The organism is Polaromonas sp. P1_G2 (genome assembly GCF_056405515.1).
On the sequence record NZ_JBFUBY010000141.1, the window covers coordinates 1 to 10,572 of the forward strand.

The window sequence follows — 10,572 nt, forward strand, 5'->3', positions numbered from 1 at the left end:
GCCTGAGCCCATGAGCACGGCCGCCCATTCCGCTCCCATCAGCCTGCGCGCGCAAGCCTACGAGAGTTTTCAGCAGCAGATCGTCGACGCCAACATCCGGCCCGGGCAGTTTGTCTCGCAGCGCGAACTCATGCAGCTGCTGGGCATGCCGCTGGGCGCGGTGCGCGAGTYGATCCCGCGGCTGGAGGCCGAGGGCCTGGTCAAGACGGTGCCGCAGCGCGGCCTGCAGGTGGCCCATGTGGACCTCAAGCTGATCAACAACGCCTTCCAGCTGCGCGGCCTGCTCGAGCGCGAAGCCGCCAGCCGCTTCGTCACCACGGTGTCCGACGCCGACCTGGCCGCCATCGAGCAGGCCCACCTGAATATCGTGAAGCGTGCGCGCAAAAAAGCCATCGACGACGCGCTGCTCGAAGACGCCACCACGGTGGACTGGGGCCTGCACGACCTCATGATCGACACGCTGGGCAACGAGCTGATTTCCGAGGTCTACCGCATCAACAGCCTGCGGGTGCGCCTGATCAAGCTCGAAGCCTCATCCCTTTCCCCGGATGTGCTGATTCCCGCAATGGAAGAGCACCTCTGGTTCATCGATGCCCTCAAGCGGCGCGACGCACAAGCCGTGGTCGACCGCCTGGGCCATCACATCGAGAGCGCGCACCGCCGCGTGCTCGGCCTGCCGCGGCCCGAGATGCCGTGGTCTTTGGAGATCCCTGAATGACGAGTTCCTTTCCCGCCGCCGAAAAATCGTTTCGCGGCATCTGGCCCGCCCTGCTGACGCCGCTCACGGCCGGCCTGGACATAGACCACGCCAAGTTCGCCGCCCACTGCAAATCGCTGATCGCCAGCGGTTGCCCCGGCGTGACGGCCTTCGGCACCACGGGCGAAGGCCCGTCCTTCTCGCTGGCCGAGCGCAAGGAAGCCATCGACCAGCTCATCAAGAACGGCATCCCCGCCGCGCAGATCATGGTCTCCACCAGCTGCGCCGCCTTGCCCGAGACCCTGGAGCTCACGCGCCACGCCGTGAAAGCCGGCGTGCACGGCTGCCTGATGCTGCCGCCGTTTTTCCTCAAGGGTGTGTCCGACCAGGGCATCATTGACAGCTACCGCTACGTCATCGACGGCATGGCCGGCACGCCCTTCAAGCTCTACCTGTACCACATCCCCCAGGTCACCGGCGTGCCGCTGTCGCACCACGTGATCGCCACGCTCAAGAAGCAATACCCCGACACCATCGTCGGCATCAAGGACAGCGCCTGCAGCACCGAACACTCGGTGGGCCTGGCCAATGCCTTCATGAAGGACATGACGGTCTACGTCGGTTTTGAACCCGACCTGCCGGAGATGGGCAAACGCGGCAGCACCGGCGCCATCAGCGGCCTGGCCAACTTCATGCCGCGCCTCGTCAAGCGCCTGGTGACCGAGCCCGGCGCTGCGGCCACACCCGCCGAGCGCGAACGCGTGGTCAAGCTGATCGGCCTGCTGGACGGCTATTCGCTGATGCCCGCGCTCAAGGGCATCATGGCCATGCTGAGCGGCGATGCCGCCTGGCTGCGCGTGCGCGCGCCGCTGGTGGCCCTGACCGACTCCGAATACAAGGCGCTGGAAAAAACCATCGGCGCTTTCGCGATTGATACAAAATCCGAGTGATTGCTGAATGACCGCTGAACGCTGACCCGGGGCACCACCCCCAAAAACGATTGACCTAAAAAAGGAGACAACCATGAAGACTTCCCTCTCGTCCACCCTTCGCCGCAGCCTGCTGGCCGCCGCATCCGCCACCTTGCTGATGGGCGCGCTGCTGCCCGCGGCCCAGGCCCAGAACAAGATGGTGCTGCGCGTTTCGACGCCCGCGGTGCCCGACGACTGGCACGCCAAGATGTGGACGGTCTTCAAGGAAAACCTCGAAAAAAGCGCGCCCGGCGAATTCGACGTGCAGATCAACCTGAACGCCTCGCTGTTCAAGCAGGGCACCGAGCCCACCGCCATGGCGCGCGGCAATCTCGAGCTCTCCTCCATCTCGGCCTTTGACATCGCCAAGCTGGTGCCCGAGTTCTCGATCTTCACCGCCGGCTACATCGTGCGCGACCCGGACCATCAGCAAAAGGTGTTTTCCGGCCCCATAGGCACCGAAATGTTCAAGACCGTGGCCGAAAAGATGGAAGTCACGCCGCTGTCCACCGTCTACCTCGGCACGCGCCAGGTCAACCTGCGCGAAGCCCGCAACGTCAAGGTGCCGGCCGACCTCAAAGGCGTGAAGCTGCGCATGCCCGGCTCCAAGGAATGGCTGTTCCTTGGCGAGGCGCTGGGCGCCACGCCCACGCCGCTGGCTTTCGGCGAGGTCTACCTGGGCTTGAAGACCGGCACCATCGACGGCCAGGACAACCCCCTGCCCTCGGTGCGCGCCGCCAAGTTCTACGAGGTGACCAAACAGATCGTCATGACCAGCCACCTGGTGGACGGCATCTTCATCTCCATTTCCAACAAGGCCTGGAACGCCATGAACCCGGCGCAAAAGACCAAGGTCAAAGCGGCGGCGCAGGCCGCGGCCGTCTACAACAATGAAAACCGCATCAAGGAAGAAGGCCAGCTGGTCGACTTCTTCAAGAAGGAAGGCCTGCAGGTCACCACGCCCGACGTGGACGCCTTCCGCAAAACCGTGCAGACAACTTACCTGAACTCCGAGTACGCAAAAGTCTGGCCCAAGGGCCTGCTCGAGCGCATCAACGCGACGAAGTAAGTCCGGCGGCAAGCACCACAATTCCCATGAAAAGCTGGCCCCAGAAAGCCGCCAATGTGATTGGCGGCGGACTCTTCCTGACCCTGTTCATCGTCTTCGTGATCCAGATCACGGCGCGGTTTTTCTTCAACAAGCCCTTGGCCTGGACGGATGAGGCCGCGGTGATCCTGTATGTCTGGGTCATCCTGTGGGCCGCCGCCGTGGTCGTGCCCGAGCGCGAGCATGTGGTGTTCGATCTGGTCTGGAACAACATGCCTTACCGCGTGCGCCAGGCCATGGCCATCGTCGGCAACCTGCTGGTCGGCGGCCTGGCGGCCTGGGGCATCCCGGGTTGCTGGGACTACGTGCATTTCATGGCCCGCGAGGGAACGCCCGTGCTGGGCATGTCCTTCCAGTGGGTCTTCATGCCTTTTGTGCTGCTGCTCGCCGCCCTGGCGCTGCGCTCGGCCTGGGCGATCTGGAACGCGATCCGTGGCAAGGGTCTTGAAGCGGAGTTGCGCATATGACAAGCGGTATCTGGGTATTGGTGGGGGTACTGGCGGGCGGCATGCTGCTGCGCATGCCCATCGGTTTTTCGATGGTCGCGGCCGGCATCGGCTACCTCGTGGCCAAGGGCCAGGACGTCGGCCTGGTGGCCGAGCAGATCGGCAACGGCCTCTACAACAGCTATGTGCTGCTGGCCGTACCGCTGTTTGTGTTCGCCGCCAACATCATGAACGCGGGCACGGTCAGCGAGCGCATTTTCGACTTCTGCCGCATCCTGGTGGGCCGCATGCGCGGCGGGCTGGCGCAGGTCGACATCCTGGTCAGCGTGATCTTCTCGGGCATGAGCGGCAGCGCCATCGCCGACGCGGCCGGCCCCGGCCTGGTCACGATTCGCCAGATGCTCAAGAAGCCCGAATACACACGCGGCTTTGCCGGCGCCGTGGTGGTGGCCAGCGCCACGCTGGGCCCCATCATCCCGCCCTCGATCCCGATGGTGATCTACGCGCTGGTCTCCGGCGCCTCGGTGGGCGCGCTGTTCCTGGGCGGCGTGGTGCCGGGCTTCCTGATGGCCGGGCTCATGATGGGCGTGGTGGCCGTCATCGCCAAAAAACGCAACATGCCGCGCGACGAACCCGTGCCGCGCTCCGAGTGGGCCGGCCTGATCTTCCGCGGCGCCCTGCCGCTGTCCATGCCCATCGTGCTGCTGGGCGGCATCTATTCGGGCATCTTCACGCCGACCGAGGCCGCCGCCGTGGCCGCGCTGCACGCGCTCATCCTCGCGGCCCTGGTGTTCCGGGCCCTGACCTGGCGCAGCTTCTGGGGCGTGGTCATGGAATCGACACGCGCCAGCGCCGTGATCACCATGATCCTGGCCGGCTCCTTCATGCTCAACTACGCCTTCACCGCCGAAGGTGTGCCCCAGGCCATGGCCACCTGGGTCGACAGCATGCATTTCTCGCAGATCGGCTTCCTGCTGATGGTGAACGTGATGTTCCTGGTGCTGGGCTGTTTCCTCGACGTCTCGGTGCTGCTGCTGGTCTTTGTGCCCATGCTGCTGCCCGCGGCCAAGCTGCTCGGCGTGGACCTGGTGCACTTCGGCGTGCTGGTGGTGCTCAACATGATGATCGGCCTGATCCACCCGCCCTTCGGCATGCTGCTGTTCGTGACCAAGGCGCTCACCGGCATTCCCATCGGCGAGATGATGAAGGAAGGCTGGCCCTTCCTGGTCATGCTGCTGCTGCTCTTGCTGGCCATGACATGCTTTCCGCAGATCGTCCTCTGGCTGCCGCAAACCATGGGCTATGGAGCGAAGTAAATGAGTGCCAAGGCCTCGGAAGCCGCCGACGTTGTCTGCGTCGCCAGCTGGAACGCCGACCTGATCTCCAAGGTGGCGCGTCCGGTTGCCCGCGGCGAGACGCTGATGGCCTCCGATTTCAGCATCGGCCCGGGCGGCAAGGGCAGCAATGCCGCGGTGGCCGCCGCGCGCCAGGGTGCGCGCGTGGCGCTGATCGCCCGCATCGGCGACGACGACTTCGGTCGCATGGGCATGGAACTCTGGAAAACCGAGGGCATAGCCACCCAGCATGTCGAGCAAGTCGCCGGCGAGCGCAGCGGCGTCGCGCAAATCCTGGTCTATGAAGACGGCGACAACAGCATCGCCGTCTACCCCGGCGCCGGCGCCGGCCTGGGCGCGCGCCACGCACAGGCCGCTACCGGGCTGCTGGCCGGCTGCCGTGTCGTGATGGCCTCCTGCGAAGTGCCGGCCGAAGCCACGCTTGAGGCCTTTCGCCTGGCCCGCGCGGCCGGCGCCCTGACCCTGCTCAATCCCGCGCCCGCGCGCCCGCTCAGCGACGAGTTGCTCGCGCTGGTGGACGTGCTCACGCCCAACGAGAGTGAACTCTATTTGCTGGCCGGCCAGGCGCATGCCGGCTCGGCCGACCAGGCCGCCGCACGCCTGCTCAGCCGAGGCGCCCGCGCCGTGCTGGTCACGCTGGGCGCGGCCGGTTGCCGCCTCTACCAGGCGGGGCAAGCACCGCATTCGATACCGGGCCGCCCCATGGCCGTGCGCGACACCATAGGCGCGGGCGACACCTTCACCGGCGCGCTCGCCGCCGCGCTGGCACGCGGCGAGGACCTGCGCATCGCCATGCAATGGGCCAACGCGGCGGCGGCGCTCTCCGTGACGCGGCACGGCGCTATCGACGGCATCCCGCGCCACGCCGAAGTCGCGGCGCTATCAAAACAATAGTCCGCAAAACCGCCACGACATGATGCCCGCCGCGGTGTAGGCCGGGCGCCGCTTTACCGTACGTTTACCGGCCTCTTTCGGGCCGTATACCTGCGCCCACAGGCTTGCAGTGATAATTCCTGAGCGCTGTTTGAACAGGCCCCAGGGCTTGGCACCAACAGCGGCCAAGACCCGCATCCAACACAAAAAAATGCCGCATCCGCCTCCCCGGCGGGCGCGGCGGGCACCCAAGGACAGCCGATGGACCCGAAAGCCGACACGCCGCAGACCGGCGCCGAAACTCCAACCCGCAAACGCATCAGCCGCCGCGCGTCCATCATCGGCAGCGTCATTGCCCTGGTCGCCCTCGCCGGCATAGGCTGGCTGGCCTGGCACCTCACGCACCCCTCCGCCGACGCCACCGCGGGCGGTTTTATGGGCGGCAGGCGCGGCGCACCGGCCACCACGGTCGGCGTGGCCACCGCCGAGCGGGCCAGCATCCCCATCGTCCTGGACGCCCTGGGCACCGTCACCCCGCAGGCCACCGTCAGGGTCAGGCCGCAGGTTACGGGCGTGATGGAAAAAGTTCTCTTCAAGGAAGGCCAGATGGTCAAGGCCGGCGAACTGCTGGCCACCATAGACCCGCGCCAGTTTGAAATGGCGCTGATGCAGGCCAGCGGCCAGCGCCAGCGCGACGAGGCCCAGCTCGACAGCGCGCGCGTGCAGCTGCAGCGCTTCAAGACCCTGCTGGAACAGGACTCCATCGCCCGCCAGGAGGTCGACACCCAGGCTGCCCTGGTCAAGCAGCTCGAGGGCACGGTCGTTGTCGACAAGGCCAACGAAGGCGCTGCCCGCCTCAACCTCGGTTACACCCGCGTGGTCGCGCCGGTGAGCGGCCGCGTCGGCCTGCGCACCGTGGACATCGGCAATGTGGTGAGTAACGGCGACGCCAACGGCATCGCCCTGATCACCCAGATCACGCCCATCGACGTGGTCTTCGCGATCCCGCAGGACCAGGTCGGCGAGCTGCAGCAGAACGCCGCCAAAGGCGTCGCCATGCAGGTCACCGCGCTCGACAGGACCCGCGCCGTCACGCTGGACACCGGCAGCTTCGCCTCGCTGGACAACCAGGTCGACATCACCACCGGCACCGTGAAGGCCAAGGCCCGCTTCAACAACAGCCAGCTCAATCTGTACCCCAGCCAGTTCGTCAACGTGCGCCTGCAGGTGCGCACCATCGACAACGCCATCGTGGTGCCGGTGACGGCCCTGCGCATGGGCAGCAGCGGCGACTATGTCTATGTGGTGAACGAAAAGGAACGCACGGTGTCGCTGCGCCCCGTCAAACGCGGCCAGGCCACGGTCGACAAGGTCGTGATCGCCTCCGGCCTGGAAGCCGGCGAGCGCGTCATCACCGAAGGCGCCGACCGCCTCAAGGACGGCGCGTCCATCGTGCTGCCCGGCGATGCGCCCGCCGGCGGCCCGCGCGGACCCGGCGGCGGCAAGCGGCAACGCGGCGCGGCCTCCGCACCGGGCGCGGGGTCTTCCGCACCGGCAGCTGCCGCACCCGCGTCAGGCGCCTCTGCCCCGGCAGCGGCTACAGCAGCCGCCAGCGAAGGCCCCACCGCCGAGCAGCGCAAACGCATGCTGGACCAGGTCAAGGACGACCCGGCGGCCCTGGAGCGCCGCCAGCGCTTCCTCGCGGCGCTCGACGCCGGCGACCCCGCCGCGCTGGAGCGCTGGCGCAGCATGAGGGAGAAACGCCAGGGCGGCGAACGGCCGGCGCAATGACGAACAGGGATTTCCCCGCATGAGCCCCTCACGTCCCTTTATCCTGCGACCGGTCGCCACCTCGCTGCTGATGGTGGCCATCGTGCTGGCCGGCCTGGTGGGTTTCAAGTTTTTGCCGCTGTCGGCCCTGCCGCAGGTCGACTACCCGACCATCCAGGTGCAGACGCTGTACCCCGGCGCCAGCCCCGAGGTCATGGCCCAGACCGTCACCGCGCCGCTGGAGCGCCAGTTCGGCCAGATGTCGGGCCTGCAGCGCCTGAGTTCCACCAGCGCGGCCGGCGTGTCCATCGTCACGCTGCAGTTCGGTCTGGGCATCACGCTCGACGTGGCCGAGCAGGAAGTGCAGGCCGCCATCAACGCCGGCGGCTCTCTGCTGCCCGCCGACCTGCCCGCGCCGCCGGTGTATGCCAAGGTCAACCCGGCCGATGCGCCCGTGCTGACGCTGGCCATCACCTCCGACACGCTGCCGCTCACCGAAGTGCAGAACATCGTCAACACCCGCCTGGCGCTCAAGATCAGCCAGGTCAACGGCGTGGGCCTGGTGTCACTGAGCGGCGGGCAGCGCCCCGCCGTGCGCATACAGGCCGACACGCGCGCCCTCGCCTCCTACGGCCTGGGCCTGGATTCACTGCGCACCGCCATCACCGCCGCCAATGCCAACGGCGCCAAAGGCAGCATTGACGGACCCACGCGCTCCTATTCGATCAACTCCAACGACCAGCTGGTGGCGGCAGCGGACTACCAGCGCCTCATCATTGCCTACCGCAACGGCGGCGCCATTCGCGTGTCGGACGTCGCGCAGGTCGTGGACAGCGCCGAGAACATCAAGCTCGGCGCCTGGTCAGGCTTGAAGCCGGCCATCATCCTCAACGTGCAGCGCCAGCCCGGCGCCAACGTGATTGCCACGGTGGACGCCATCAAGGCGCGCCTGCCCGAGCTGCAGGCCGGCTTGCCGACCGCGCTCAAGGTCGACGTGCTGAGCGACCGCACCACCGGCATACGCGCCTCGGTGCTGCACGTCGAGATAGAACTGGTGCTGGCCGTGCTGCTGGTGGTGCTGGTGATTTTTGCGTTTCTGCACAGCCTGCGCGCCACCGTGATCGCCAGCCTGGCCGTGCCGATCTCGCTGATCGGCACCTGCGGCGCGATGTACCTGCTGGGCTACAGCCTGAACAACCTGAGCCTGATGGCACTCACCATTGCCACCGGCTTTGTGGTCGACGACGCCATCGTGATGATCGAAAACATCTCGCGCTACATCGAGGAAGGCGAGGCACCCATGGCCGCCGCCCTCAAGGGTGCGACGCAGATCGGCTTCACCATCATCTCGCTGACGGTGTCGCTGATCGCCGTGCTGATCCCGCTGCTCTTCATGGGCGACGTGGTGGGCCGGCTGTTCCGCGAGTTCGCCGTCACGCTGGCCATCACCATCCTGATCTCCGCCGTGGTGTCGCTCACGCTGGTGCCCATGATGTCGGCCAGGTGGCTCACGCGCCACCCCGAAGGCGAGGCCGAAGGCGGCCGCTTCGGCCAGTCCATGCAGCGCTTTTTCGACAAGGTTATCCACCACTACGACCGCTGGCTGACCTGGGTGCTGAATCGCCAGGGCCTCACGCTGCTGGTGGCGCTGGCCACGCTGCTGCTCACGGTGCTGCTGTACGTGCTGATCCCCAAGGGGCTTTTCCCGACGCAGGACACCGGCCAGCTGCAGGCCCGCATCGAAACCGCGCAGTCGGTGTCTTATGCCCGCATGGCCGGCCTGCAGCAGGCGGCCGCCAAGGCCATCCTCGAAGACCCGGACGTCGAAACGCTGAGCTCCTTCATCGGCGTGGACGCGGCCAACAACACCATGCTGCACACCGGCCGCATGCTGATCAACCTCAAGTCCAGCCGCAGCGGCAGCCAGCAGGAGACCATGGACAGGCTCAAGGAGCGCGTCGGCAAGGTGGCCGGCGTGACGCTCTACCTGCAGCCGACGCAAGATTTGACCATCGACGCCGAAACCGGCCCCACGCAGTTCCGCGTCTCGCTCGAAGGCTCGGACAACGCCACCGTGGTGCTCTGGGCCAACAAGCTCGCCGAGCGCATGCGGCAGCTGCCCGGCGTGCGCAACGTCGCCTCCGACGCCGGCTCCAGCGGCGCATCGGCGTATATCAACGTCGATCGCGACACCGCCTCGCGGCTGTCGGTCACCACGTCCTCGATCGACGACGCGCTCTACAGCGCCTTCGGCCAGCGCATCGTCTCCACCATCTTCACCGAGACCAACCAGTACCGCGTGATCCTCGAGGCCATGCCCGACCCGCTCGCCACGCCGGCGTCGCTGGGCGCGCTGCAGCTGAAAACCGGCTCCGGCAGCACCACGCCGCTCTCAGCCATTGCCAGCATCCGCGAGCAGCCCGCGCCGCTGCAGATAACCCGCGTTGCCCAGTACCCGGCCACGACGCTGGGCTTCGACACTGCACCCGGCATGTCGCTGGGCCGTGCYGTCGACGAAATCCGCCAGGCCGCCAAAGACATCGCCCTGCCCGGCAGCGTGACCCTGAACTTCCTGGGCGCCGCCGGCGCCTACCAGGCCTCGCTGTCCAACCAGCTGTGGCTGATCCTGGCCGCCGTGATCTGCGTCTACATCGTGCTCGGCGTGCTGTACGAAAGCTACATCCACCCGCTAACGATTCTCTCCACCCTGCCCTCGGCCGGCGTGGGTGCGCTGCTCGCGCTGATGATCAGCGGCTCCGACCTCGGGGTGATCGGCATCATCGGCATCATCCTGCTGATAGGCATCGTGAAGAAAAACGCCATCATGATGATCGACTTCGCCATCGACGCCGAACGCAACGAAGGCAAGTCTCCGCAAGAGGCCATCCATCAGGCGGCCCTGCTGCGCTTCCGGCCTATCCTCATGACGACGCTGGCGGCGCTGTTCGCCGCTGTGCCCTTGATGATGGGGTTTGGTGAGGGGGCTGAATTGCGGCAGCCGCTGGGGTTGTCGATTTTTGGCGGCTTGATTGTCAGCCAGATGTTGACGCTGTTTACGACGCCGGTTATTTATCTTGGGTTTGATCGGTTGGGGCGGAGGTTTGGGCGCAAGAAAGAGGTTCTTGCGTGAAAGCCTCTTTTTGCTATCCAGCTGGGCGGTCTCTGCTGAGGGCGGCTGGCCGGGGTTGCCCGGCGGCAAGTAACTTTCTTTTGCTTCGCCAAAAGAAAGTCACCAAAGAAAAGGCGACCCGCAGTCTGGGTCCCTACGCTTCGCTACGGGCAACCTGCGGTGCTCGACTACGGCGGGGTCTCGCGCAAACTCGCTTCGCTCAAACAAGCGCGATCCCTGATC

The 10,572-nt window shown here is 66.5% G+C and carries 8 protein-coding genes; all 8 read left to right on the top strand.

The features are described from left to right. Nucleotides 1–10: 10 nt before the first annotated feature. The 8 genes from AC1D0P_RS15125 to AC1D0P_RS15160 all read left to right on the top strand — a co-directional run bounded on the left by AC1D0P_RS15125 (nt 11) and on the right by AC1D0P_RS15160 (nt 10,350). Nucleotides 11–718, top strand: coding sequence for a GntR family transcriptional regulator (locus AC1D0P_RS15125; protein WP_477677499.1), 708 nt, complete (start codon nt 11–13; stop codon nt 716–718). Further along, on the top strand, nt 715–1,647 hold the full coding sequence (locus AC1D0P_RS15130) for a dihydrodipicolinate synthase family protein (RefSeq protein WP_477677492.1): 933 nt from the start codon (nt 715–717) through the stop codon (nt 1,645–1,647). Before AC1D0P_RS15125 ends, AC1D0P_RS15130 begins: the two co-directional genes overlap by 4 nt. 73 nt (nt 1,648–1,720) lie before the next feature. Next, nucleotides 1,721–2,737, top strand: coding sequence for a sialic acid TRAP transporter substrate-binding protein SiaP (locus AC1D0P_RS15135; RefSeq protein WP_477677493.1), 1,017 nt, complete (start codon nt 1,721–1,723; stop codon nt 2,735–2,737). A gap of 26 nt (nt 2,738–2,763) precedes the next feature. Continuing rightward, on the top strand, nt 2,764–3,243 hold the full coding sequence (locus tag AC1D0P_RS15140) for a TRAP transporter small permease (RefSeq protein WP_477677494.1): 480 nt from the start codon (nt 2,764–2,766) through the stop codon (nt 3,241–3,243). After that, complete coding sequence (locus AC1D0P_RS15145; protein WP_477677495.1) at nt 3,240–4,538, top strand: TRAP transporter large permease; 1,299 nt, start codon at nt 3,240–3,242, stop codon at nt 4,536–4,538. Before AC1D0P_RS15140 ends, AC1D0P_RS15145 begins: the two co-directional genes overlap by 4 nt. Further along, nucleotides 4,539–5,471: a ribokinase gene (locus AC1D0P_RS15150; protein ID WP_477677496.1), complete on the top strand. Its 933-nt coding sequence runs from the start codon at nt 4,539–4,541 to the stop codon at nt 5,469–5,471. It begins immediately after the preceding gene. A gap of 240 nt (nt 5,472–5,711) precedes the next feature. Next, complete coding sequence (locus AC1D0P_RS15155; protein WP_477677497.1) at nt 5,712–7,241, top strand: efflux RND transporter periplasmic adaptor subunit; 1,530 nt, start codon at nt 5,712–5,714, stop codon at nt 7,239–7,241. Nucleotides 7,242–7,260: 19 nt separating this feature from the next. Next, a complete protein-coding gene (locus AC1D0P_RS15160; RefSeq protein ID WP_477677498.1) occupies nt 7,261–10,350 on the top strand; it encodes an efflux RND transporter permease subunit in 3,090 nt (1,029 codons plus the stop codon). Nucleotides 10,351–10,572: the final 222 nt, after the last annotated feature.

Bases quoted from the DNA above. Each gene is read 5' to 3' on its own strand.
- AC1D0P_RS15130 (WP_477677492.1), top strand. From the start codon at position 715: ATGACGAGTTCCTTTCCCGCCGCCGAAAAATCGTTTCGCGGCATCTGG.
- AC1D0P_RS15135 (WP_477677493.1), top strand. From the start codon at position 1,721: ATGAAGACTTCCCTCTCGTCCACCCTTCGCCGCAGCCTGCTGGCCGCC.
- AC1D0P_RS15140 (WP_477677494.1), top strand. From the start codon at position 2,764: ATGAAAAGCTGGCCCCAGAAAGCCGCCAATGTGATTGGCGGCGGACTC.
- AC1D0P_RS15145 (WP_477677495.1), top strand. From the start codon at position 3,240: ATGACAAGCGGTATCTGGGTATTGGTGGGGGTACTGGCGGGCGGCATG.
- AC1D0P_RS15150 (WP_477677496.1), top strand. From the start codon at position 4,539: ATGAGTGCCAAGGCCTCGGAAGCCGCCGACGTTGTCTGCGTCGCCAGC.
- AC1D0P_RS15155 (WP_477677497.1), top strand. From the start codon at position 5,712: ATGGACCCGAAAGCCGACACGCCGCAGACCGGCGCCGAAACTCCAACC.